The organism is Flavobacterium sp. N502540 (assembly GCF_025947365.1).
Lineage (GTDB): Bacteria > Bacteroidota > Bacteroidia > Flavobacteriales > Flavobacteriaceae > Flavobacterium.
Genome location: NZ_CP110012.1, coordinates 4,314,959 through 4,338,328, shown reverse-complemented (window position 1 = coordinate 4,338,328; position 23,370 = coordinate 4,314,959). Strand labels below are relative to the sequence as shown.

The 23,370-nt window shown below is 35.3% G+C and carries 24 protein-coding genes; 10 read left to right on the top strand and 14 right to left on the bottom strand.

The window, feature by feature from the left end; translation table 11 throughout:
- Positions 1-20: 20 nt before the first annotated feature.
- Both OLM58_RS18185 and OLM58_RS18180 read right to left on the bottom strand, forming a co-directional pair.
- Positions 21-500, bottom strand: coding sequence for an Lrp/AsnC family transcriptional regulator (locus tag OLM58_RS18185; RefSeq protein WP_008468989.1), 480 nt, complete (start codon positions 498-500; stop codon positions 21-23).
- A gap of 77 nt (positions 501-577) precedes the next feature.
- Positions 578-1,732, bottom strand: a complete 1,155-nt coding sequence (locus tag OLM58_RS18180) for a M14 metallopeptidase family protein (protein WP_264530024.1) — start codon at positions 1,730-1,732, stop codon at positions 578-580.
- A 312-nt stretch (positions 1,733-2,044) separates the two neighbouring features.
- Here OLM58_RS18180 and OLM58_RS18175 point away from each other — a divergent pair, with 312 nt between their 5' ends.
- Complete coding sequence (locus OLM58_RS18175; protein ID WP_264530023.1) at positions 2,045-2,506, top strand: helix-turn-helix transcriptional regulator; 462 nt, start codon at positions 2,045-2,047, stop codon at positions 2,504-2,506.
- A gap of 86 nt (positions 2,507-2,592) precedes the next feature.
- Here the strand turns inward: OLM58_RS18175 and OLM58_RS18170 are convergent, their stop codons facing one another.
- On the bottom strand, positions 2,593-3,201 hold the full coding sequence (locus OLM58_RS18170; RefSeq protein WP_413614484.1) for a 1-acyl-sn-glycerol-3-phosphate acyltransferase: 609 nt from the start codon (positions 3,199-3,201) through the stop codon (positions 2,593-2,595).
- 5 nt (positions 3,202-3,206) lie between these two features.
- On the opposite strand from OLM58_RS18170, the gene OLM58_RS18165 reads away from it, so the two are divergent.
- From OLM58_RS18165 to OLM58_RS18145, 5 genes are read left to right on the top strand one after another with little or no spacing between them, the layout of a single operon-like run.
- On the top strand, positions 3,207-3,872 hold the full coding sequence (locus OLM58_RS18165) for a spermidine synthase (RefSeq protein WP_264530022.1): 666 nt from the start codon (positions 3,207-3,209) through the stop codon (positions 3,870-3,872).
- Positions 3,873-3,876: 4 nt separating this feature from the next.
- Positions 3,877-4,554, top strand: a complete 678-nt coding sequence (locus tag OLM58_RS18160; protein ID WP_264530021.1) for a peptidoglycan DD-metalloendopeptidase family protein — start codon at positions 3,877-3,879, stop codon at positions 4,552-4,554.
- Positions 4,555-4,560: 6 nt separating this feature from the next.
- On the top strand, positions 4,561-5,037 hold the full coding sequence (locus OLM58_RS18155) for a hypothetical protein (RefSeq protein WP_264530020.1): 477 nt from the start codon (positions 4,561-4,563) through the stop codon (positions 5,035-5,037).
- A 10-nt stretch (positions 5,038-5,047) separates the two neighbouring features.
- Entirely contained in the window at positions 5,048-5,575 is a 528-nt protein-coding gene (locus OLM58_RS18150) for a hypothetical protein (RefSeq protein ID WP_264530019.1), read from the top strand.
- A 52-nt stretch (positions 5,576-5,627) separates the two neighbouring features.
- The gene (locus tag OLM58_RS18145; RefSeq protein ID WP_070908015.1) at positions 5,628-6,107 is read left to right on the top strand and encodes a nuclear transport factor 2 family protein; all 480 of its coding nucleotides are present in this window, start codon (positions 5,628-5,630) and stop codon (positions 6,105-6,107) included.
- 22 nt (positions 6,108-6,129) lie between these two features.
- Here the strand turns inward: OLM58_RS18145 and OLM58_RS18140 are convergent, their stop codons facing one another.
- Positions 6,130-7,617 (bottom strand): aminotransferase class V-fold PLP-dependent enzyme, encoded by a 1,488-nt coding sequence (locus OLM58_RS18140; RefSeq protein ID WP_264530018.1) that lies wholly within the window; start codon positions 7,615-7,617, stop codon positions 6,130-6,132.
- 181 nt (positions 7,618-7,798) lie between these two features.
- Here OLM58_RS18140 and msrA point away from each other — a divergent pair, with 181 nt between their 5' ends.
- Positions 7,799-8,332 (top strand): peptide-methionine (S)-S-oxide reductase MsrA, encoded by a 534-nt coding sequence (gene msrA, locus OLM58_RS18135; protein WP_264530017.1) that lies wholly within the window; start codon positions 7,799-7,801, stop codon positions 8,330-8,332.
- 81 nt (positions 8,333-8,413) lie between these two features.
- Positions 8,414-9,982, top strand: coding sequence for a protein adenylyltransferase SelO (locus OLM58_RS18130; RefSeq protein WP_264530016.1), 1,569 nt, complete (start codon positions 8,414-8,416; stop codon positions 9,980-9,982).
- A 76-nt stretch (positions 9,983-10,058) separates the two neighbouring features.
- Here the strand turns inward: OLM58_RS18130 and OLM58_RS18125 are convergent, their stop codons facing one another.
- Positions 10,059-11,024 carry a YpdA family putative bacillithiol disulfide reductase gene (locus OLM58_RS18125; RefSeq protein WP_264530015.1) on the bottom strand — a complete coding sequence of 322 codons (966 nt, stop codon included), beginning with the start codon at positions 11,022-11,024 and terminating at the stop codon, positions 10,059-10,061.
- A 5-nt stretch (positions 11,025-11,029) separates the two neighbouring features.
- A complete protein-coding gene (locus OLM58_RS18120) occupies positions 11,030-11,503 on the bottom strand; it encodes a CYTH domain-containing protein (RefSeq protein WP_264530014.1) in 474 nt (157 codons plus the stop codon).
- Between the two features lie 203 nt (positions 11,504-11,706).
- Here OLM58_RS18120 and OLM58_RS18115 point away from each other — a divergent pair, with 203 nt between their 5' ends.
- Together OLM58_RS18115 and OLM58_RS18110 are read left to right on the top strand one after the other, a co-directional pair.
- The gene (locus OLM58_RS18115; RefSeq protein ID WP_264530013.1) at positions 11,707-12,618 is read left to right on the top strand and encodes an OmpA family protein; all 912 of its coding nucleotides are present in this window, start codon (positions 11,707-11,709) and stop codon (positions 12,616-12,618) included.
- A 19-nt stretch (positions 12,619-12,637) separates the two neighbouring features.
- The gene (locus OLM58_RS18110; protein WP_264530012.1) at positions 12,638-13,189 is read left to right on the top strand and encodes a hypothetical protein; all 552 of its coding nucleotides are present in this window, start codon (positions 12,638-12,640) and stop codon (positions 13,187-13,189) included.
- 47 nt (positions 13,190-13,236) lie between these two features.
- On the opposite strand, the gene OLM58_RS18105 is transcribed toward OLM58_RS18110, so the two are convergent.
- From OLM58_RS18105 to OLM58_RS18070, 8 genes are all read right to left on the bottom strand, one after another.
- Positions 13,237-14,283 carry an o-succinylbenzoate synthase gene (locus OLM58_RS18105; protein WP_264530011.1) on the bottom strand — a complete coding sequence of 349 codons (1,047 nt, stop codon included), beginning with the start codon at positions 14,281-14,283 and terminating at the stop codon, positions 13,237-13,239.
- 85 nt (positions 14,284-14,368) lie between these two features.
- Positions 14,369-15,571: a tetratricopeptide repeat protein gene (locus OLM58_RS18100; protein WP_264530010.1), complete on the bottom strand. Its 1,203-nt coding sequence runs from the start codon at positions 15,569-15,571 to the stop codon at positions 14,369-14,371.
- Between the two features lie 34 nt (positions 15,572-15,605).
- Complete coding sequence (locus OLM58_RS18095; protein ID WP_264530009.1) at positions 15,606-16,121, bottom strand: DUF2199 domain-containing protein; 516 nt, start codon at positions 16,119-16,121, stop codon at positions 15,606-15,608.
- A gap of 5 nt (positions 16,122-16,126) precedes the next feature.
- The gene (locus tag OLM58_RS18090; protein WP_264530008.1) at positions 16,127-16,804 is read right to left on the bottom strand and encodes a metal-dependent hydrolase; all 678 of its coding nucleotides are present in this window, start codon (positions 16,802-16,804) and stop codon (positions 16,127-16,129) included.
- Between the two features lie 30 nt (positions 16,805-16,834).
- Positions 16,835-17,797 (bottom strand): 1,4-dihydroxy-2-naphthoate octaprenyltransferase, encoded by a 963-nt coding sequence (gene menA, locus OLM58_RS18085; RefSeq protein ID WP_089078266.1) that lies wholly within the window; start codon positions 17,795-17,797, stop codon positions 16,835-16,837.
- A gap of 96 nt (positions 17,798-17,893) precedes the next feature.
- Positions 17,894-18,727 (bottom strand): 1,4-dihydroxy-2-naphthoyl-CoA synthase, encoded by an 834-nt coding sequence (locus OLM58_RS18080; protein ID WP_017498510.1) that lies wholly within the window; start codon positions 18,725-18,727, stop codon positions 17,894-17,896.
- A gap of 813 nt (positions 18,728-19,540) precedes the next feature.
- Positions 19,541-21,355: a zinc-dependent metalloprotease gene (locus OLM58_RS18075; protein ID WP_264530007.1), complete on the bottom strand. Its 1,815-nt coding sequence runs from the start codon at positions 21,353-21,355 to the stop codon at positions 19,541-19,543.
- Between the two features lie 179 nt (positions 21,356-21,534).
- Positions 21,535-23,346: a M43 family zinc metalloprotease gene (locus OLM58_RS18070; RefSeq protein ID WP_264530006.1), complete on the bottom strand. Its 1,812-nt coding sequence runs from the start codon at positions 23,344-23,346 to the stop codon at positions 21,535-21,537.
- Positions 23,347-23,370: the final 24 nt, after the last annotated feature.

Below are 23,370 nucleotides of genomic sequence, written 5' to 3'. Positions count from 1 at the left end.
ATATAGCATTCAAGAAAATATTACATATTTTTAAAAATAGTATGCATCAAACGCTTCTTATCGTTTATACTTTCTTCTAATGAAATCATAGTTTCTGTTCTGTAAACACCGTCAATATCATCAATCATAAAGATAACTTCTTTCGCGTGTTTAGTATCTTTTGCTCTAATTTTGCAAAAAATATTGAATTTTCCTGTCGTTACAGAAGCTACTGTTACGAACGGAATTTGATTGATTCGCTCTAATACAAATTTAGTTTGAGACGTATTATTAAGGAACACACCCACATAAGCAATAAATGAATACCCTAACTTATCATAGTCTAAGGCTAATGAAGATCCCATTATTATCCCTGCGTCCTCCATCTTTTTTACTCTAACATGCACTGTACCAGCAGATATCAATAGTTTTTTAGCAATGTCAGTAAACGGAACTCTCGTATTGTCTATTAACATATCTAAAATCTGGTGATCTACTTCATCTAAACGAAATTTACTCATAATTCTTTAATTAATATTACTAATTGCTATTACAAAGTATAAAAATATATATAAAAAACAACAAATTCACAAAAAATCTAACTTTTTATCAACCCGTTAACAAATTTAACATTTTTATCTAAACAAAAATCTGCTTTTTGATTCAATTTCGGAAAACTACCAAAGTCATCAGAATAACCAGCGCCTTTTGCATCGTATTCATAATGTCCAAAATAATTTTCCAAATCGCCTACTTCAACTATATAAGCATTGAAATGAATCTTATTTTCAATCAATTCCTCTTTGTATTGTGCGACAAAATTCGTAATAATTTCGATACCATCATAATTTATTTTGATATTTTTCCACATAAAATCATAAAAAACCACTTTATTTTGTGAAATATTCAAATAATCATTAATTCTATTATCAACTAAATCGTTTTCGCTAATCAATTGAAAACTCGTAACAAGCGAGAAGAATAAAAACTTTCGTGTGATTTCGCGCTCATAATCATCAGGAAAATGCCCCGCCTCAAACAAGATCGTCGGGACTCCCAAATGCTGAAATGTATCTCCTATACAATTGATATTAAATGAGTCATCAAAGCGTCCGACCTGTCCGGGGATATATTGCTGCAAAACATCATTGATTCCGGCGATAACATTAATTGCCTTTAAACGATTCTCATTAACTTCCCTCTCCTCATTATAAGAAGGGGCTAAAAAGGAAAGCGTTGCCGGTTTTCCAGTTTCACCAGCCCCAAAAATAGTACGCTGATCATGCAGGTTAAAACAATAATGTGGTTTAAAAACTTCAAATACCGATCTTAAAATATTGCTTTCTGGCTGTGTAAGATTTTGCGAATCACGATTTAAATCCACTTTATTAGCGTTCTCACGTGTATAAAGTCTTGCTCCGTCAGGATTCAGCATTGGAATACTGTAAAAAGTAAAGCTCTTTAGCATCTTCTCTGCAAATTCAGAACCGCTGTTCAGCACATTTATAAAATCAAATAGTGCTTTTGTAGTGGTACTTTCGTTTCCATGCATTTGCGACCAAAGATAAATACGTGTTGGACCATTCCCAATTTGGTAACTATAAACGGATTCTCCTAAAACCGATTTACCAATAATCTCTACTTGATTATTGGTATTTAATTGCTCTAATAAAGGCTGAATATGATCTAAAGTCAGATAACGTCCTTCTATGGTTTGTTCTTTATATTGGCGAAATAATTCTTCTAAATTCATCGTGTTTTGATTAGTTTACAAAAGTAAACATCTTTATTTTTACAATTGTAAATGTTTTGTAAACAAATTAATTTAGAATTGTAAACAGTTTTCACTCTGTTTTTCAAAAACCTTTCTTTTTACCAATAAACATTAGTTACAACTTTAATACATCGACTACAACCCTTTACTTTTCAATCAATTAACAACAATCAATTAAAGCAATGAATGCGATTTTTTAAGACTTAATTGAAGATTTTCAACTCTTAAATTGTTTTGTGCACTGCTTTTGATTACATTTGTAAACAGTGGATTTCTAAACAGTAATTTACAATGGTAAACATCGACGATTTTGTAAAACGGCTTGAAATTATACTAGACTATTACGCCTTAAATGCTTCTTCTTTCGCAGACCGAATCGGAGTTCAGCGTTCCAGTATGTCTCACCTGCTTTCCGGCAGAAACAAACCCAGCTTAGATTTTGTACTCAAGATTTTGGAGGTTTTTCCTGAAATTGATTTGTACTGGATTTTAAATGGTACAGGAAATTTTCCAAAAACAGAAGACAGTTCCGATCTAAAGAAAAATGAATCGGTGCCTGAATTTACAAAATCTCTTCCCCCTATTTCATTTGACGAAAATTCTGCTTCAGGAAATTCTTTATCAGAAAATGGAAAAACGAAAAATACATCCTCTGCAGAAATTAAAAATCAAAATTTAAATACTGCAGAAAATGAAATTGAAAAAATAGTGGTATTTTATAAAAATGGAACTTTCAAGACTTACGTTCCCTAAGTTTGATTTTTTTTGAGTATTTGAAAAACTTTAAAATTATTTTTCATTTAAGCAATTCTCACGTGACGGAATCTACAGCAAAAAAATCAGCTCCAAAATCCGTTTTCAGGAATTTTACCCAAAACTCCTTCATAGTGTTTTTTCAATACACTCAAATCACAATCATAATCTCCCGTTGGAAGAAATGGTTTTCCTAAATTGACTTCTTTTTTCCCCCAGTCAAAAGCGACAGGAATAATGGGCACATTTGCCTTAAGGGCGATATAGTAGAAACCACTTTTTAATTCTTTAACACCTTTACGAGTTCCTTCGGGAGCTACAGCCAGGCGAAAAACCTCTTTACGGTCAAAAATTGCAGCAATCGATTCTACTTTATTCAATCCACCGGTGCGATCTATCGGTTCTCCTCCCACATTTCTGAAATAATATCCAAACGGAAAGCGGAATAACTCTTTCTTTCCCACCCAATTCATTTCCAAACCAGAAATTCCACGGGTAAAAATTCCTAAATAAAAATCATGATTGCTTGTATGCGGCATTACCATCATCACACATTTTTTCACTTCAGCATTTTCAACTCCTACTATTTTCCAGCCCATTAGCTTAAAAAAATGAATTTGTACAATCGCTTTTTCATTAATTACTTTTTTACTGCAAAATAAAAGATTTAAAGTGGTATTTTTGAGTAAAAGCATTTAAAATGATCCAAAAATTGTTCAGTTATATTGTTCCTATAAAAATATTCAAAAAAAAATCACAAAGAAGCAAAATTATCGAAGTTACCTGGGCCAACGGCGAACTGGTCCTTGATTCTGAAAATACAAATTACTCTTATGGAAGCCTGCAGCGTATCTTAAGGTATGGTCTTCGAAATATTGGATACGATGCCATTCTTAAAATGGATCATATTTTATTATTGGGAGTTGCCGGAGGAAGTGTAGTTAAAACTTTGGTGGACGAAATTCAGTATAAAGGCAGAATTACCGGAGTAGAAATTGACCCCGAAATGATTAAAATAGCCAACGAGTATTTCAACCTGAATCAAATCAAACAACTGGAAGTGGTAATTGATGACGCTTTTGAGTTTGTTTTAAAAACAAAAAATAAATATAATTTAATTATTATTGATATTTTTGAAGATATCAAAATGCCAAATTTTTTATTCGAACGTTTTTTTAGCGAACGTATTTGTTCCTTATTGCAGAATCACGGATTTGTTTTATTTAACACCATGATTTTAGATGAAGCACATAATGTTCGAAACCGAAAATACATTTCTGAAATTGACCCCAAACTGTTTGCATCAAAAATGCTCCCACGAGTTGAAGCTCACAATGAATTAATAATTATCGAAAAAGTAGTTTAAATTTATGAAACCTCTTGCCTCTATTTTAAAAGCCTTACCTCCCACTAAAATAATAGATTCCACCATTGATATTTCAAAATACATCCCTTTAGATTTATCCGTAACCAATCAGGAACTTGCCGATTTTAAACCTACCTGTACCCAGGAATTTGAGGATTTTATTTCAGACTACTTAGAAAAAAATGATGCCGAAGTAGCCTTTGGTGGTTATATTGAAGGAAGAACTCTTTATCAGCGCAGTACTATTTTTAAAAACAGTTCTATTCCGGAACGCAACATTCATATAGGATTGGACTTATGGACAAAACCGGATACAGCAGTTTTGGCACCGCTTGATGGAAAAGTACACAGCTTTAAAAACAATATTGGCCTGGGAGATTATGGTCCGACCATCATTCTAGAGCATCGGATAGAAAATGAGAAATTTTATACTTTATACGGACATTTATCGTTAGAAAGTATAGAGAACCTCAGTGTTGGGAAATTTTTTAATAAAGGTCAAAAGATTGGAACCTTGGGAAGTTCGTCCGTTAACGGAGACTATCCTCCACACGTACACTTTCAGATTATTCGAAACATCGAAAACTACTCCGGCGATTATCCAGGAGTATGCAATACCAACGATTTGAACTTTTACATTGAAAATTGCCCTGACCCCAACTTATTATTAAAAATTACTTAAATAGTTATGAAGAAAGCAGGATTGATTATATGTTTGTTGTTGTTAATGGGATGTAAATCGAAAACAATCCACAGAGATACTGAAGATTTAAAGATCAAAAAAGTCACTGCTGCCGAAATAAATTCCAATCAGCAGAAAAAAGCGTATGAATTGGGAAAAAGGGTACTGGAAACCTGTAATTCCTCAAAATTCAAACCTTTTAACGAGACTGAAGTCACCAAATCGGTAATGGAGAATACGACCGAAGAACGTCTGACCAAAACCTGTCAAAGGTTCAGACAATACTATGGAAGTTTCATCGATTTAAAACTGGACGGTGTTTACAGAACCAGGCAAGAGGTTATTTATCGATATCATGCGCTGTACACCAAAAAAGTAGCCAATAAAGAATTGCGCATTTTTGTAAATGAAGATAATCTGATCTCAGCTATAAAATCAATGGATTGGGACGAAAAATTTGACTCAAAAATAACAGAACAATAAAGTAAAACCTATGAATTTAAAACTGTCTCTTTTAATCGTATTGTTAATTTCCGGTTTCGTAAATGCACAGCAAACCATAAGTATAAAAGGCTCTAAACCATTTCCGGCAACAACTAATTATACTTTTATTTGTGAAAAATATGTGTTTACCGGCGAAACGGAAGTTCAGATTGCGAAAACAGACAAAGGAGGGGTTTTAAAACTATCAATAGGAATTTCTAATGATAAAACTCAAATCTCAGGAGGCGTATACGTTGACCTTGTTAATGGAGATGTAATTGCTTGTGTGGACAAAAACATCAAAGAAACCCTTGACGGAAAAACTACTAGTTATTACTATTTCACCCCTGCTGAAATGGTAAAACTAAAGAAAACAGATATTAAAGCCATCCGCTTTATCATTAAAGCGAACAATACAGCCGCTTTTGGTGATCAGACCGGTTACTTTACCGCTTTAAACAGAATGGCGTACTTTTCAACAGCATTCGATAAATCTAAAAAAACTTTTGATACTGCTGCCGCAATTAGTGTCCTGTAAGTACCTTTTTTAGTACAATAAATTCTATATTTATAATCTAAACAACATTTTTATGAATTCGAATGAAGCTTTAATTACAAAATTCTATACTGCTTTTGCCAATGCCGATGCTAAAACAATGAGCGAATGTTACCATCCAAAAATTCATTTTATCGATCCGGCCTTTGGTTTACTAAAAGAAGAACAGGTTTCTAAAATGTGGGAAATGTTGATTTTGAAAAGTAAAGGCAACATTAAAATTGAATTTTCAGATATTAAAGCCGATGACTCTTCAGGTAGCGCAAAATGGGTTGCAACTTATAATTTCAGCAAAACCAACAGAAAGGTAATCAATCGTATTTCCGCTGAATTTGCTTTTCAGGATGGCCTGATTATCAAACATACAGACAGTTTCGATGTTTGGAAATGGTCGAAACAGGCTTTCGGTTTTACCGGATATTTAATGGGCTGGACAGGATTTTTTCAAGGCAAAATTCAAGAACAGGCACTCTTGTCCCTAAAAAAATTTCAGGCAAACCAGACAGGTTCTTAAAACCTGTCTGGTTGATTTGTTTTTACGATTTGAACCATCCGGCCACTAAATCGTCTTCAAACGAACCAGCGTTCTTGTGAACAAATTCATTTGTATTTTTATTATAAGAATAGTCCAAAGCCCACTCCTCGTGATTTTTCGCTAAATCTTTAATGCTTTCACAAACAAAAGCAATTTCTTTATCGGTAGTAGTTGGATGAATTGACATTCTGATCCATCCCGGTTTTTTAATTAAATCTCCAATCGTAATTTCGTTCACCAGTTTATTAGATGTTTCCTGATCTACGTGCAATAGGAAATGCCCATACGTTCCCGCACAACTGCATCCACCTCTGGTTTGAATTCCGAATCTGTCATTCAGTAATTTCACTCCTAAATTGAAATGAAGATTTTCAATAAAAAACGAAACAACCCCTAGACGGTCCTTATGTTGACCTGCCAGAATTTTAATATTGGAAACAGAATCCAGTTCATTAAAAACATACTCTACAATCTCATGTTCACGTTGTAGAATATTCTCGATTCCCATTTCTTCTTTCAGCTCAATTGCCAATGCCGTTTTAATTACCTGAAGAAAACCCGGAGTACCGCCATCTTCACGATCCTCAATGTTGTCGATATATTTATGTTCGCCCCATGGATTGGTCCAGCTTACTGTACCTCCACCAGGACAATCGGGAATCATATTGTTGTATAGTTTTTTATTAAAAATTAAAACGCCCGAAGTTCCGGGACCTCCTAAAAATTTGTGCGGAGAAAAGAAAATTGCATCCAGATATGCTTCCGGATCTTCAGGATGCATGTCAATTTCTACATAAGGTCCTGAACAGGCAAAATCAACAAAACAAACACCATTGTGCTTGTGCATCAATTTTGCAGCTTCGTGAAATGGTGTTTTTAAACCTGTAACATTCGAACAGGAGGTTATAGAAGCAATTTTAATAGTTCTTTCACTGTATTTCTCTAGTAGTTGCTCTAAATTATCCAGACAAAAAAGGCCTTTTTCACAAGATGGAATAATTTCAACATCCGCAATGGTTTCCAGCCAGGAGGTTTGATTGGAATGGTGCTCCATATGAGAAATAAAAACAACAGGACGCTTTTCAGCAGGAACAACAGTACAATCTTTCAGGTTCTCCGGAATTTTTAAACCCAGAATACGCTGAAATTTATTGACAACACCCGTCATTCCGGTTCCGTCTGTGATCAAAACATCATCATTGCTTGCATTGGTATGACGCTTGATGATCGATCTGGCATGATGATAAGCTTTTGTCATGGCGGTACCTGACACAGTAGTTTCTGTATGTGTATTGGCTACAAAAGGTCCGAATTCGTTAAGAATTTTCTCTTCAATAGGTCGATATAACCTTCCGCTGGCAGTCCAATCGGTATAAATAATCTGCTTTTTGCCAAACGGAGAGGAAAATTCCTGATTAATTCCTACAATATTCTTTCTAAAATCCTGAAAATAGGTTTCTAAAGTGATGGTACTATTTTTGCTGTTCATTAGTGTGCCTGAGTTTAATTGCAAATATATTGCTTTTTTATAGAATTGCGAATTTATCAATTATAAACTTCAAAGAACAAAAAACTGTTTAATATCTTTATCTTAACTATCTTTTTACTTATAATTTATTACAATATTCTATCGGATTAATAGGGCATTAAAACTTAAACAATACTTTTTTATGAGAAATTTATCAGTTGCCACTTTTGGTGGAGGATGTTTTTGGTGTATTGAAGCTGTAATTCAGCGTTTAAAGGGAGTAGAATCCTTAAAATCAGGATACTCGGGAGGTTTCATTAAAAATCCACCCTACCGTGAAGTATGTAGCGGAAGAACCGGTCATGCAGAAGTCGTACAAGTTGCTTTTAATCCTGACATAATTTCATACCATGACCTGATTTTCATATTTATGACTAGTCATGATCCTACAACCCTGAACCGTCAGGGTGCGGACAGCGGAACACAATATCGTTCGATTGTTTTATATCATAATGAAGAACAGAAAGCGATTGCCGAAAAGGTCTTTGAAGAAGTAAAAGTTTTTTATGAAGACCCGATTGTAACACAGCTCGTTCCTTTTGAAGTTTTTTACGAAGCTGAAACAGACCATCAAAATTATTACAACAACAATCAGGAAGCACGTTACTGCCAGATTGTAATTGATCCTAAAGTTCATAAATTAAAGAAAATGTATGCTGACAAATTAACGGAGTAAACAAGTATTCTTGCCACATCTTAAAATAACACACTACAAACAGAACTCGTTTTAATCTGGAGTCAGAGAAAGATTATTCTAATGAAAAATTTAAAAATAAACAACCGATTTACTGCTGAACTGCCAGCAGATCCAAATGAAACCAACGAGGTTCGTCAGGTTTCAAATGCGCTTTTCTCGTATGTAAATCCAACAAAACCATCCAATCCTAAATTGATTCATACTTCACAGGAAGTAGCGGAAACGGTTGGAATTTCGACAGATGAAATTCAATCCGAATCCTTTTTGAATGTTTTTTCAGGGAAAGAAATATTACCTGAAACTCGTCCGTTTGCCATGTGTTATGCCGGACATCAGTTTGGAAACTGGGCAGGACAATTGGGTGACGGCCGTGCCATTAATTTAACTGAAGTGACACATAATGATGAATCTTTTATGCTTCAATTAAAAGGTGCCGGAAGAACTCCGTACTCCCGAACTGCTGACGGCCTGGCTGTTTTGCGTTCGTCTGTGAGAGAGTACCTGTGTGCTGAGGCCATGCATCATTTAGGAGTTCCTACTACCCGATCGTTATCCCTTATACTGTCCGGAGATCAAGTTTTACGTGATATTTTATACAATGGAAATGCTGCTTATGAAAAAGGTGCAATTGTTTGTCGCGTCGCTCCTTCCTTTATTCGTTTTGGAAGTTTTGAAATGCTAACCGCCCGAAATGAACTTCAAAATTTAAAACAGTTTGTAGAGTACAACATTAAATACTACTTCCCGGAAATAAAAGGAGAGCCTAAAGAGCAATACCTGCAGTTTTTTAAAACAGTAGCCGACACAACCCGCGAAATGATTCTGCATTGGCAGCGTGTGGGTTTTGTACACGGAGTAATGAATACCGACAACATGTCAATTCACGGAATTACGATTGATTATGGTCCTTATGGCTGGCTGGAAAATTACGATCCAAACTGGACTCCAAACACCACCGACAGTCAATACCGAAGATATCGTTTTGGAAATCAACCGCAGATTGCGCAATGGAATTTGTACCAATTGGCCAATGCCATTTACCCTTTAATCAATGAAGCAGAACCTTTAGAAAAAATTCTGGAGTCTTTTATGATTGATTTTGAATCTGATTATAAGGATATGTTTTTAAGCAAATTAGGCTTATTTATTTCAACCGAAACTGATAATACGTTAATTGACGATTTGGAAACCGTTTTGCAGCTGTCTGAAACAGACATGACGATCTTTTTCCGAAATTTAAACAACGTACAAAAATCAGATTCTCCTGAAAAAGCAATCGAAAGAATTCAGGATTCGTTTTATATTCCCGAACAAATTTCAGGTACAATTTTAGAATCATGGCAGAAATGGTTTACTCTTTATATCGAAAGACTTCATACAGAACCGCTTTCTGACAAAGAGCGTTCTGAGAAAATGAACACTATAAATCCAAAGTACGTACTTCGAAATTATATGGCGCAATTGGCTATCGATGCCGCAGACCAAGAGGATTATTCTTTAATTGATGAATTGTATCAGCTTCTGCAAAAACCGTATGAAGAACAGCCGGAATTTCAAAAATGGTTTGCCAAACGTCCGGATTGGGCCCGCTCAAAAGTTGGATGTTCTATGCTTTCCTGTAGTTCTTAATTTTTTAGCCACGAATTCACGAATTTTAGTTTTTATAAACTTTACAAAGTTTTAATTCGTGAATTCGCGGCTAAAATTATTTTGAAGTAATATAATCCACAATCATACTAGCGTGCACACGAGAATTTTCGATAAACCATTTGTGCGTATGCATTCCTCCGCAAATTACACCCGCTAAAAATAAGCCTTCCACATTGGTTTCCATAGTTTCGGGGTTGTATGTTGGTGTTTTTAATTCATCTTCAGATAATTGTATTCCCATATTTTCCAGAAAAGCCAAATCGGGTTTGTATCCGGTTAGAGCCAGTACAAAATCATTTTCAATAGTAATTTTCCCCGTAGGAGTTTCTATTTCTACTTCATTCTCCCTGATTTCAGTAATATTTGATTCGAAATAAGCTTTAATACTGCCTTCCGCAATTCGGTTTTCAATATCGGGTTTTGCCCAATATTTTACCCGACTATTGATTTCCTTTTTGCGAATGACCATGGTTACATTAGCTCCTTTTCTCCAACATTCCAAAGCCGCATCTACTGAGGAATTGTTTGCTCCTACCACCAAAACATTCCTGAAGGCATACTCATGGGCTTCTTTGTAATAATGACGGACTTTAGGCAATTCCTCTCCTTTTACTTCCATTTCAATCGGAATATCATAAAAACCGGTTGCAATTATCACATTAGCAGCTTCATAAAGTGCTTTATCAGTTGTAATTTTAAAAGTGGAATTTGCGAATTTTTCTACCTGAAGCACTCTTTCAAATAAATGAATGGAAAAATTAAAATACCGATGAATATTGCGATAATACTCCAATGCTTCATGACGCCCGGGCTTCGGTGCCAGACAACTGAACGGTATCTCGCCTATTTCAAGTCTTTCCGCGGTGGAGAAAAAAGTCATATACAAAGGATAGTTGAAAATACTATTGACTATAGCGCCTTTTTCAATTATCAAATAACGCAAACCTTTCTTTTGGGCTTCAATTGCACAAGCCAGACCAATTGGCCCGCCCCCTACAATAATCAAATCATATGTATTCATGTTTTTTACTTCTCCCACTCTTTAAAAGGGTTCTTACTCAAATAAGCGTTATAATATCTTGAATCATTTGTTACCTCTTCACCCAGCCAATCCGGCTTCTCGAAAATTTCTGTTTCCGATTCCAGCTCTACTTCTGCCATCACCAGTCCTTCATTTTCTCCGTAAAATTCATCTACTTCAAAAATATGTTTCCCTACTTTTATTTCGTAACGTGTTTTCTCGATTTTTCCTTTTTCACACAACTTAAGCAATTCCAATGCTTCATCAAGCGGAATTTCATTCTCCCATTCAAAGCGGGACATTCCGCCCTGCTGACTGACTCCTTTTATGGTAATAAAACCTCTTTCGCCTTTGATACGCACCCGAACTGTTCTTTCCGGAACTGCACTTAAATATCCTTGGGCAATTTTATTGTGCGTAAAAGCCTGTTCTTTAAAATCAGCTGATTTTACCAGAAACTTTCTTTCTATTTCGACCATTTTGATGTCTGAATTTAATTTTTATGCAAGTTACTCAAATTAATTTGGCCTAAGAATTGAAATCATAAGAATCATTGTTAGACATTAAACTTCATTTTTGTAATACGCTCAAAATAAGAATAATAACTTTAAAATAACTGATTTTTAATAGGTTATGTATTTATTTTTTTGTTAAATTTGATAGAATCTTAACTTCATCACTTATGTCTAAAAAAGCACTTTATCTGTTAGGCATTGTAATAACCATTATTTTAGGTACCTTTTTGTATTTGAAATTTTGCTGCAATTGCACTATGAAAACACCTACGGTTGATACCGGGAAAGTATCGAAAGTAGTGGCTCCGGACGAAATTATTGTCCCTTTTATTCTAAATGGTTCCGGAATTGATTATCGTACCAATGATAACATCAAGTTCCTTAAAAGCAGTCCTACAGCACTTTTGCCTGTGGGTGATTCGGTATCGATTGGAGTTCAAAATCTTAAAACATTCCTGATCGCTAATCCAAAGCAAAAAATTACCATAACAGGTTATGCTACTTCAGATGAAGCCAATACAACAACTTTTGAAAATCTTGGTCTGGCGCGAGCTAATGACATTAAAAAGTATTTTGTGTCGCAAGGTTTACCTGATACGCAGTTAAACACAAAGGGTGAAGTAATCGATAAATGGCAAACGAAAAAAGATACCCTGTTTGGACCTGTCAAATATACTTTTGAAGTTCCGGAAGCCGCTCCGGCTGTAACTGATGAATGGGCTATTCTAAAAGAGAAAATCAATGGTGATCCACTCATTTTACATTTCAATACCAATAAAACCAGTGATAAGTTAACACGTGCAGAAAAAGAAAAAGTTGCTGATCTGGTAAAATATATGGAGCACGTGAAAGATGCTGTAATTGTAGCTATTGGACATAGTGATAATGTTGGAAACCGTGATTCTAACGTAGCTCTTGGCCAAAAACGAGCCGAGTTTACTAAAAAATATTTATCGGAAAATGGTGTTGACGGAAATCGAATAACAGCAGAATCAAAAGGTCCTGACGAGCCTATTGGTGAAAACACCACTCCCGAAGGCAGGGCAAACAACAGAAGAACAGTGATAACAATTAAATAATCAATCAAAATATACGATCATGAATATACCTTGTATCTTAATACCGGCTCTAGTGGGATTAATCTGTGGCATTTTGGGTTACTTACTGGGAAAAATGAATTCTAAAGGTGACGATTCACTTGCTTTGTCACTACAATCCGATTTGGATGCCTGCAAAGCCAATACGCGAAACCTGAATGCTAAAATTTCTTCTCTGGAAGCTGAATTGACTGCAAAAGCTAAAGTTAACAACGCTCCACAATCTTTCGCAGCAGCAGCGATACCTGCAATACCTTTTGACAGTGCATTGGCAGCAACCGCTTACGGCAAAAAAATTAAAGAAAATGATTTAAAAATAGTCGAAGGTATCGGGCCAAAAATCGAAGCGTTATTTAACGCTGCAGGAATTAAAACATGGCACGAACTGTCAGAAGCTTCAATCGAAAAATTACAATCCATTCTGGATGGCGGAGGTGAAAATTATGCCATTCATAATCCAAGTACCTGGGCCAGACAGGCATTACTCGCTTATCAGGGCAAATGGCAGGAATTAAAAGACTGGCAGGACAGTCTAAAAGGCGGAAAAGAATAAAACCGAAATCGACATAACCATAAAAACTGGCTTAAAGCCAGTTTTTTTTATAAGCTGGTGGGAAAATCGAAATTCCAGTCCTTTATTCTACTGTACCATAATTGTCCCTCCACAACTTCAAGCGGACAATCAAAATTATTTGTATAGAGTGCCCCGGTTCCAAGACCCTGAGGCAGTTTTGAGTTTTGCAAAAATGTCCATTGTGCGATCGCATTAAGGCCTATATTACTTTCTAATGCCGAAGTAATCCACCATCCTATTTGATACTTATCGGCCAAATCTATCCATTCTTTTGTGCCTTTGAAGCCGCCAACAAAACTAGGTTTTAGAATAATGTATTGTGGTTGTATTTTTTGTAATAAAGCCTCCTTTTCTTCCAACGAGAAAATACCAATCAATTCTTCATCAAGAGCGATAGGAAACGGTGTGGTTTTACACAAATCGGCCATTGCAGCAATGTTTCCTTTCTTAATAGGTTGTTCAATGCTATGCAGCTGATATTTATTCAATTGATTCAGTTTACCTAATGCTTCATTTAAATCAAAAGCACCATTAGCATCTACCCTGATTTCAATTTGCTCTGCCGAAAAATGGCTGCGAATAAAAGCTAATAATTCCAGTTCTTTTTCGAAATCAATAGCTCCTATTTTGAGTTTGATACAATTAAAACCGGTGGCTAATTTCTCTTCGATTTGTTCTTTCATAAAGGAAGCTTCCCCCATCCAGACCAGACCGTTTATCACAATTGATGCTGAATTACTGGTAAAATGAGAAGGAAACAAAACAAACGGGTCTTCACTTCTAAGAGATAAAAATGCCATTTCAACACCAAATTGTATCGATGGAAATTCTAATAAAGCATCCCAAAGTGCCTTTTCTCCTAAATGAATATTCTCACACGTCCATTGCAGTTTTTCTTCATAATCTTCGCGATCATCCGCACTCAAACCACGAAGTATCCCACACTCTCCTATTCCTTTTTTACCATTCTCTTCCAGAACAATAAACCAGGTTTCCTTCTCGGTCATAACCCCTCTGGAAGTCCCCGAAGGTCTTTTAAAATCAAGCATGTATTTATGGAAGGTTGCTTTCATATAATAAACAGATGGTAAAAAAAATAAGCCTGAATAAATAGGTGTCACACCATTAAACAGGCTTATTATTGATTTTATGTTTTTTTTAATTGTACAGTTTCAATATTTTTTCAAAATCTTTTGAGGGCAATCCTGCTTTTTGAAAAATTACAAAATCCTGTTTTGTTTTCTCGATCCAGCTTAAACTGTCTGTTACGTTTTGCGACTGGTATTTTTTATAAATGGCTTTCGCTTCGCTATAATCATCACTAATCAGATAAACATGCGCCAGATTTAATTTGACAAGCAACTCTGTCTCGTCCAATTTTTCACCTTCTTTCAAAAATTTAATGGCTTTACCATATTGTTTAGTCAAAATATAACAATATCCTATCGAACTGTAATCTAAAGCCGTTCCTTTTCCGTCGTTAATGATGGTATTCAGTTTCGGAATCGCTTCGTTGTATTTCTGAAGTCTCACTAAAGCAGCAGCCTGTGTTCTCAAGTCGTTGTAGACATTTTTAGAAATATCGGCATCTTTATAACAGCTGTTTCCAAAATCCTTATAAACTTTAGTCTTTTCAATTGGCAATAACTTTTGAAACTCTGTATAACGATATTGTTTCATGATTTTATCGAGTATACACACACAAAAATCATCAGAATTCGCCATTTTCTGCGCCATTGTAGAGGTTTTACAAAGGCTTATAATTTCATTTTTATTGTCCTGATTCCATCCACGATTCAGTTTTGTATCTACCCACGGCACCACTTCTAAAACAATTTTTTGATTTAGAAGCCAGTTTTTGCTGTGAAAACCAAACCAAAGTGTACTTACATTCTGTCCCAGGCAGGATGACTTATCCAATGACAATCGTTTAGCGTCTTTGCTTAAGGGATCTTTCTGATCGTAACAAGCTTTATCTGTTTTACCATCAGTGATATATTTTTTTGCTGTTTCGTTAGAGGTAAACAAAGCATACGTACAGGTATCATCTCCTGAAATTTTAGACATCAGAAAAACTGCTCCGGCTGATCCCTGACTGATTCCGGTTGGATCCGGAATTGATTTTAAAACGGAGACCAGACTGTTTGCCATTTCCTGATTTTCATCCAGAAGCGTAATTCGGTATACAATTTCTGTTGTTCCTACGGGTAAATCTTCTGTTTTAAGAACAATTCGGTCACGGGCAGAAACTATAATTTCTTTGGTAGTAGCACGTTCTTTATCCCAATAACCGTCTTTTTGTGCAAAAATGCTGCACGAAGCTGTAATTAAAAGGAACAGGGCTATTTTTTTTAAAATCATTGTAGAAAATTTATTTTAAGATCACTTACAAAATTCAGGCCTTATTATTTAATGTTCTGTAAATTCTTTTCTCCGCTTCAGCTTTTGTAATCCCATTATAAAAATCTTTCACAAAAGGATGTTCGAAATCTTGGTGTGGAAAAATTTCAGGCCTTTCATTACCGGGTCTGGTCACTACTGTTGTGGGAATACTGTTTGAAAATTCGTAATCCGGAATATAATTGGAAAGCCATCCGAAATACTGTGCTTCGTGATTTTCATCTTCGCCATTTTCCAGATAATCTTCAAAACTTTTTTCACTTAGCGAAACCCAGAAGCCATACTCTAAATCTTCACAATGATTGTTTACTTGCTGAACCAAAACTGCTCTGATAAAACGATGCACCTGATCCGGATGCTTGATCACGCAAAAATCGTCATCAATTACCGCAATTTCCTCTTTCTCTTCCGGAGAAAGTTTATCATAAGAAAAAGGTGAACTGTAAGCTAATGCCGGCCAGCTTTCATGCTCTTCGCCGCAGCATTCACATATAAATTTAATATCTGACATTTTAATTACAGTTCAATTGATTCGCCAATTTCCAAAAGCATCAAGTCTTTTCCTTTGTCAAAGAACTTGCGAATGGCGTCTTCATGATCGATTTTAATATAACCAAATGTGTCAAAATGATATCCAAGAATCTTATCACATTCTACAAAATCTGAGGCTATGATGGCATCTTCAACATCCATTGTAAAATTGTTTCCGATTGGAAGAATTGCCAGATCCAGTTTGGTTCTCATTGGAATTAGTTTCATATCCATAGTCAGTGCGGTATCACCGGCAATGTAAATATTTTTATGTTCGCCTTCGATTACAAAACCACCCGGATTTCCGCCATAACTTCCATCAGGGAAAGAACTTGAATGAATCGCATTGACATATTTTACTTTTCCAAAATCAAATTGCCAGCTTCCACCGTGATTCATCGGGTGTGAGCTGAAACCTAATTTAGCATAATAACCTGCAATTTCCGCATTTGAAACGATCACTGCTTTGGTACGATTGGCAATAACCTCAACATCCAGAATATGATCGCCATGCGCATGAGTCAGTAAAATATAATCTGCTTCTAAGCTGTTGATATCAACTCCTGCTGCTTGTGGATTTCCTGTAATAAAAGGATCTACAATAATATGTTTTCCCCCCACTTCAATACCTAAAGACGCGTGTCCGTAAAATGTTATTTTCATTTTAATTCATTTTTAAAATTGAACTTTGTTTTATCTTCCCCCTAAAAAGAGGTTTACAATAATGTCTGAAATCAATGAAATCATACATACCGTCAGTAATATTGAAAGTAAAAAGGTGCTTAGTGCCAGTTTCTTCAATTCAGGATCTAACAACTTTGGATTTTGGTTTTTATAAACGGTAATTAAATGCTTAGTTAAAGGAATAAAAGCCAATAAAAACAAATACTGATCAAAGTTATAATCACTCAAAAAGGCAAAAGCAACTACTAAAAGCATAGCAGTAATAATCAAAGTGAAATGATAAATTTTAGCTTTTGCACCACCGATCTGAACTACAATGGTATTTTTTCCTGATTTACGATCTGATTCTTCATCACGCATATTGTTCAGGTTTAAAACTCCAACACTTAATAAACCGATTGAAATAGCCGGTAAGATCAAAAGCGGATCGACTTCTTTTGAATACAAAAAGTTTACTCCCAAAGTACTCACCAATCCGAAGAAAATAAAAACAAACAAATCTCCAAAACCTCTATATCCGTAAGCTGAATTTCCAACGGTATAACGAATTGCCGAAACAATTGCTGCTATTCCAAGCAATAAGAAAAAGATGGAATATCCAAAATTACTTTCGCCAAAAGCGAAATAGATTAGTACAATTGCAGACAACAAGGTCAGAAATGAAGTAATTATAATGGCTTTTTTCATGGCCTGAGGTGTAATAACACCACTCTGAATAGCTCGTTGCGGCCCAACCCTGTCAGCATTGTCAGTACCTTTTACACCATCACCGTAATCATTTGCAAAATTGGACAAAACCTGCAATCCAAGCGTCGTTAATAGTGCAAAACCAAAGATTTTCCAACTGAATACTTCTGTTGGTGTGTTAATGGTTTCCGTTGGGTTTGATAAGGCATATATACTTCCTACTATGATTCCGGAAACTGATAAAGGCAATGTACGCAAACGAGCAGCTTCAATCCAATGTTTCATTCTGTTTTATTCTGTTTTATTTTGTTAGTTTATTTTGTTTCAGGTTCCAGGTTTCAAGTTGTAAACCTGAAACCTGAAACTATTTCTTTTTGCTAATTAAGGCAACCATTTATTCTCACCAAAGTTTGGCTTTCTTTTCTCTAAAAAGGCATTACGTCCTTCTTTTGCTTCTTCGGTCATGTAGGCTAAACGTGTTGCTTCTCCGGCAAAAACCTGCTGACCTACCATACCATCGTCTGTTAAATTCATTGCAAATTTTAGCATTTTGATAGACGTTGGAGATTTTTGCAGAATTTCCTGTGCCCACTCGTAAGCAGTAGCCTCAAGCTCATCATGTGGAATTACAGCATTCACCATACCCATATCCATGGCTTCCTGAGCAGAATAATTTCTACCTAAAAAGAAAATTTCACGCGCTTTTTTCTGCCCGACCATTTTAGCCAGATAAGCAGATCCGTAACCACCGTCAAAACTGGTTACGTCGGCATCCGTTTGTTTGAATATGGCATGCTCTTTACTCGCTAAAGTCATATCACAAACAACATGCAGACTGTGTCCACCGCCAACTGCCCAACCCGGAACAACCGCTATAACCACTTTTGGCATGAAACGGATTAGACGCTGTACTTCAAGAATGTTTAAGCGATGTTGTCCGTCTTCACCCACATATCCCTGATGGCCACGTGCATTTTGATCGCCTCCGCTGCAAAAAGAATAAACTCCGTCTTTTGTAGAAGGTCCTTCTGCAGACAGTAAAACCACTCCTATCGAAGTGTCTTCCTGCGCATCGTAAAAAGCCTGGTACAATTCTGAAGTTGTTTTTGGACGGAATGCATTTCTAACGTTTGGTCTGTTAAAAGCAATTCTCGCAACTCCGTTACATTTTTTATAAGTTATATCTTCAAATTCTCTGGCTGTAATCCAATCCATTTCTGTTTGTTTTGTTTTTAATAATTGATAGTGTAAAAATAAAGCATTTTTATATTTTTACCTACCGCATATTTGTTTTTAGTCGCAACTAAAATCTGTTGTAATGTTAACAATTGGTATAATCTTACAAATAATAATAATTTTAACAGTAGTTTTAAAAAATAATATTTAATTTTACCACCTAGAAATCAATGAGATACAATTTATTTCATTAACTAGAAGATTGATTTTCTTTCACTGATTTATTAACCTAAAAAATGATTTTTTTGAGAAAATTTAAAAATTTTGTCGCTCATTATTTTACGGTTTTTATTCATACGCCGTTGATCAATGAGCAAATGATTTATTCATTTGTTGAAACTTCAAAAAGGAGATAGTAACACCTAAGGTTAAAAGCTGGAATTGTTTAAGAATTAGTATCAGATTGATTACGAAAAGAGGAAAAAGTACTAATGAAAACTTTCTACAAGTTATTTTATCAAACTAAATGGGTCGAGCCGTGAAATTGAGTTTTTGCTTTTAATATGAATTTATAAATTGTTTAAAGACATACCCATTTCAGAAAATAGTTTCTAAAATTTTTAAAGCTATTATTTTTTGAATGGATTCGAGTTTATTTTATTTCTGTTTTTTTTTAATTACAATTTTTTTTAAAACTAGAATAAAAAGGGAAAGGCTACTTGTAATGAGTAGCCTTTCCTGTTATTAAACAGACTATAAAGATAAGTAGAATCATGGATCAGGTCTAAAATTTGACCATGGCTATATCAGGAAAAATAAATAGAACATCTCTTTGCTTATACTACAGTCTTACTATTCTTTAATAAACTGCTTACTACTATTCTTTATCTTAATGATATACAAACCTCTTGGGAGAGTACTTACATCAATCTGTCCTGTTTGGGTACTACCAGCCAATATTTGCTGCCCTGCTAAGTTATAGACTACATATTCTTCATTTTTTATATTAGAAATAGTTAAAACATCCTTAACCGGATTAGGATATAAAACAATGTCTTGCGAGTTTTCTGCTTCTTTTTCCGAAGCCTCTCTCTTACTCCTGCCTGTTTTACCAGATCTTAAATCTGTCACTGTAATATCAAGGTCTGTATTAATAGTAGTATCCGTTGATCTCTCAATGGTGTATAAATTAGGGAAATCATTTCTAATCGTATTTCTCATTACTTTTACCTGACCCGGGGTGAACATAAACGAGCAGTAACTGTAATCCATAACATTTTCTATTAACCTTCTTTGTCCATCGCATTGAACAGGAGCAATACAATCTTTATAATCGGGCACATCACCCTTTATGATTTCAGCTCTAGGTGTATCACTAATTTTATCATTTGGACCGGTACATCCACCCTCGAAAGGATGAAGCAACTTAAAATAATGCCCAAGCTCGTGTGCAAGTGTCCTTGTTTTCAGCAATAATTCCTTATCATTCGCATCGAAGTTATAACACAAAACTGTAAAAACAAGAACAAATTTCCCATTTTTCATATCATGAAGATCAAAGGTATATCCTGTAGATTGGTCTGTTGTGCTAATTAATTTATGTACATATTTAATAAAAATTTCATCCATATTAACATTCCTTATATCAATTCCACCAACATTCTTCTTTTGTACGTCAGCTATTGAAATATTACTTAAGTCATAGTTCTTTTTTAATCCCTTTCGGATAGTAATATCGATATCTTTGAACACAATTCTCGCATTAGCCATTTTGGCACCTGCCACCACCGCGGCATCCGGTAAAGTCTTGCCCGTTTTATCGGTATATACCTTATTCGCCCAATTAAACTGTTGTCTTACCATATCTTCATAATAAGAAGCTGTATTATTGTCTTCCGGAGCTTCCAGAACCTCTACATTTACTTTTTTAATGATAAAATAAGGATATTCTTTTTGTATTATGGTCTTCAGATTTCCATTGTCTGCTACAGCAGGAACCCGTACGTCTATAAGAGTAGCATCTTTCATCTCAATTTTTACCACTACAGGCTGGTTTACCAACTGTATCATTTTATCCTCATCTATTTCCAAAGAACAGGAAGACTTTACTAAGCTGAAAGCCCTGAGCCAAGTCCAGGGCCAGCTTCCGCAATTCGTTGTAACTACACTCAATGATTGGGCACCCAGTGTTTTTATATCATCGGAAGAAATCTTACCAATCTGGTTGCCATAATCAAAATATTGGTAAATCACCTCTTTTGTTGTTTTAGAGAATACATTTGGGGAACTTTGAGTAATCTCAACTCCATAGATAGGTCTGGTTACAAATGTCTTCTCATCATTTGTCAATAGCTGCAACCCTCCTGCCCTATTGCTGTCGTAAGCGTGTACCTCGATTTTAATATAGCCTCCCGGTTTATCTATGGTCCCCTTAATACCGCTTAAATAGTTGTTACGACGATTATAAAGTCCTTTATAATAGACGGTCAGTAAATCAGACTCACTGCTATTGTCTGTTTTCGGATTTGCGGACCAAAATGCCTTCTCTCCAACTACCTTTATATTATCATTGGGATAGCTCACAACACCACTGCCTTCTGCTTTTTGGGCATACATAAAACCCGAAAAACAAAATATAAAACTCAAAATAGTATACTTTTTTTTCATAACTGTCTCTTGTTAAATTTTAAAATCCGTCAGAATTGAACAAAATTTTTACCGGTAGGAGGAAATGAATCGAGAGTTTAAGTACGATCATACTTATTGTAAACAAAAAAATACTTGGAATACTAAATTATTAAGACCAGCCGTTTTAAAAAACGATAACAATCTCTCTCTCCATCAAACTATTCTTTAATAAATTGCTTGCTGTCATTTTTTATTTTAATGATGTATATTCCTTTTGGGAGAGTACTAACATTAATCTGTCCTGCTTGGGTACTGCCAGCCAATATTTGCTGCCCTGTTAAATTATAGACTACATATTCTTCATTTTTTATATTAGAAATAATTAAAATATCCTTAACCGGATTAGGATATAAAACGATGTCTTGCGAGTTTTCTGCTTCTTTTTCTGAAGCCTCTCTCTTACTCCTGCCTGTTTTACCAGATCGTAAATCTGTCACTGTAATATCAAGGTCTGTATTAATAGTAGTATCCGTTGATCTCTCAATGGTGTATAAATTGGGGAAATCATTTCTAATTGTATTTCTCATTACTTTTACCTGACCCGGGGTGAACATAAAACGACAATTGTTATAATCCATAATATTCTCTATTAACCTTCTTTGCCCACCACATTGAACAGGGGCAACACAATCTTTATAAAATATATGGCCAGATATTGATTCTGCAGGAGGAGTATCACTAATTTTATCATTTGGATTGGTGCAACCACCCTGAAAAGTATGAAAGAGACCAAAATAGTGTCCCATCTCGTGCGCTAGTACCACCCTTTTCTTCGATAACTCATCCGTATCATCTTTGTAGTTATAAATCATAACTGTAAAATCCAGTATTATTTCTTTTTTTTCATTACGGCCAAGAACGGTAATTCCATTAAAATTGGATGTTTTTCCAATTAGTTCAGGTACATATTTAACGAATATTTCATTTTTATTAATATTCGTTAAATCAATTCCGTCAACGTTCAGTTTTTGCAATTCAGCTAGTGAATTTATCTTATCAGGGTCATAGTTCTTCTTTGATCCTTTGCGGATGATAATATTAAGGTCTTTGAACACAATTCTCGGATTAGCCATTTTAGCACCCGCCATCACTGCTGCATCTGGTAAAGTCTTGCCCGTTTTATCGGTAAACGCCTTATTAGCCCAATTAAACTGTCGTCTTACCAAATCTTCATAATAAGAAGCTGTATTATTGTCTTCCGGTGCTTCCAGAACCTCTACATTTACCTTTTTGATGACATAATAAGGATATTCTTTTTGTATTATGGTCTTCAGGTTTTCATTGTCTGCTACAGCAGGAACCCGTACGTCTATAAGAGTAGCGTCTTTTACTGTAATTTTTACCACTACAGGCTGGTTCACTAACTGTAGCAGTATATCCTCATCTATTTCCAAAGAACAGGAAGAACTTACTAGGCTGAAAGCCCTGAGCCAGTTCCAGGCCCAGTTTCCACAATTTGTTGTAACTGCATTCAATGATTTGGCTCCCAGTGTTTTTATATCATCAGAAGAAATCTTACCAATCTGAAGGCCATGATCCCAATATTCATAATTCAGCTCTTTTGTTGTTTTCGAAAATGCATTTGGAGAGCTTTGAGTAATCTCAACTCCATAGATAGGCCTGGTTACAAATGTCTTCTCATCATCTGTCAATAGCTGCAACCCTCCCGCTCTCTTGCTGTCGTAAGCATGCACCTCGATTTTAATGTAGCCTCCCGGTTTATCAATAGTTCCCTTAATACCGCTTAGATAAGCGTTACGTCTATTAAAAAGTCCTTTGTAATATATGGTCAGTAAATCAGACTCACTGCTATTGTCTGTTTTCAGATTTGCGGACCAAAATATTTTCTCTCCAACTACCTTTATATTATCATTGGGATAGCTGACAGCACCACTACCTTCCGTTTTCTGGGCATACATAAAACCCGAAAAACAAAATATAAAACTCAAAATAATATATTTTTTTTTCATAATTGTCTCTTGTGAAATTTTAAA

Excerpts from the sequence above, each read along its gene's own strand:
- OLM58_RS18165 (WP_264530022.1), top strand. The coding sequence starts at position 3,207 with ATGATCCAAAAATTGTTCAGTTATATTGTTCCTATAAAAATATTCAAA.
- OLM58_RS18110 (WP_264530012.1), top strand. The coding sequence starts at position 12,638 with ATGAATATACCTTGTATCTTAATACCGGCTCTAGTGGGATTAATCTGT.
- OLM58_RS18095 (WP_264530009.1), bottom strand. The coding sequence starts at position 16,121 with ATGTCAGATATTAAATTTATATGTGAATGCTGCGGCGAAGAGCATGAA.
- menA (WP_089078266.1), bottom strand. The coding sequence starts at position 17,797 with ATGAAACATTGGATTGAAGCTGCTCGTTTGCGTACATTGCCTTTATCA.
- OLM58_RS18105 (WP_264530011.1), bottom strand. The coding sequence starts at position 14,283 with ATGAAAGCAACCTTCCATAAATACATGCTTGATTTTAAAAGACCTTCG.
- OLM58_RS18175 (WP_264530023.1), top strand. The coding sequence starts at position 2,045 with ATGGTAAACATCGACGATTTTGTAAAACGGCTTGAAATTATACTAGAC.
- msrA (WP_264530017.1), top strand. The coding sequence starts at position 7,799 with ATGAGAAATTTATCAGTTGCCACTTTTGGTGGAGGATGTTTTTGGTGT.
- OLM58_RS18185 (WP_008468989.1), bottom strand. The coding sequence starts at position 500 with ATGAGTAAATTTCGTTTAGATGAAGTAGATCACCAGATTTTAGATATG.
- OLM58_RS18160 (WP_264530021.1), top strand. The coding sequence starts at position 3,877 with ATGAAACCTCTTGCCTCTATTTTAAAAGCCTTACCTCCCACTAAAATA.
- OLM58_RS18130 (WP_264530016.1), top strand. The coding sequence starts at position 8,414 with ATGAAAAATTTAAAAATAAACAACCGATTTACTGCTGAACTGCCAGCA.
- OLM58_RS18150 (WP_264530019.1), top strand. The coding sequence starts at position 5,048 with ATGAATTTAAAACTGTCTCTTTTAATCGTATTGTTAATTTCCGGTTTC.
- OLM58_RS18100 (WP_264530010.1), bottom strand. The coding sequence starts at position 15,571 with ATGATTTTAAAAAAAATAGCCCTGTTCCTTTTAATTACAGCTTCGTGC.
- OLM58_RS18170 (WP_413614484.1), bottom strand. The coding sequence starts at position 3,201 with ATGCTTTTACTCAAAAATACCACTTTAAATCTTTTATTTTGCAGTAAA.
- OLM58_RS18075 (WP_264530007.1), bottom strand. The coding sequence starts at position 21,355 with ATGAAAAAAAAGTATACTATTTTGAGTTTTATATTTTGTTTTTCGGGT.
- OLM58_RS18070 (WP_264530006.1), bottom strand. The coding sequence starts at position 23,346 with ATGAAAAAAAAATATATTATTTTGAGTTTTATATTTTGTTTTTCGGGT.
- OLM58_RS18115 (WP_264530013.1), top strand. The coding sequence starts at position 11,707 with ATGTCTAAAAAAGCACTTTATCTGTTAGGCATTGTAATAACCATTATT.
- OLM58_RS18155 (WP_264530020.1), top strand. The coding sequence starts at position 4,561 with ATGAAGAAAGCAGGATTGATTATATGTTTGTTGTTGTTAATGGGATGT.
- OLM58_RS18120 (WP_264530014.1), bottom strand. The coding sequence starts at position 11,503 with ATGGTCGAAATAGAAAGAAAGTTTCTGGTAAAATCAGCTGATTTTAAA.
- OLM58_RS18140 (WP_264530018.1), bottom strand. The coding sequence starts at position 7,617 with ATGAACAGCAAAAATAGTACCATCACTTTAGAAACCTATTTTCAGGAT.
- OLM58_RS18180 (WP_264530024.1), bottom strand. The coding sequence starts at position 1,732 with ATGAATTTAGAAGAATTATTTCGCCAATATAAAGAACAAACCATAGAA.
- OLM58_RS18090 (WP_264530008.1), bottom strand. The coding sequence starts at position 16,804 with ATGAAAATAACATTTTACGGACACGCGTCTTTAGGTATTGAAGTGGGG.
- OLM58_RS18145 (WP_070908015.1), top strand. The coding sequence starts at position 5,628 with ATGAATTCGAATGAAGCTTTAATTACAAAATTCTATACTGCTTTTGCC.
- OLM58_RS18125 (WP_264530015.1), bottom strand. The coding sequence starts at position 11,024 with ATGAATACATATGATTTGATTATTGTAGGGGGCGGGCCAATTGGTCTG.
- OLM58_RS18080 (WP_017498510.1), bottom strand. The coding sequence starts at position 18,727 with ATGGATTGGATTACAGCCAGAGAATTTGAAGATATAACTTATAAAAAA.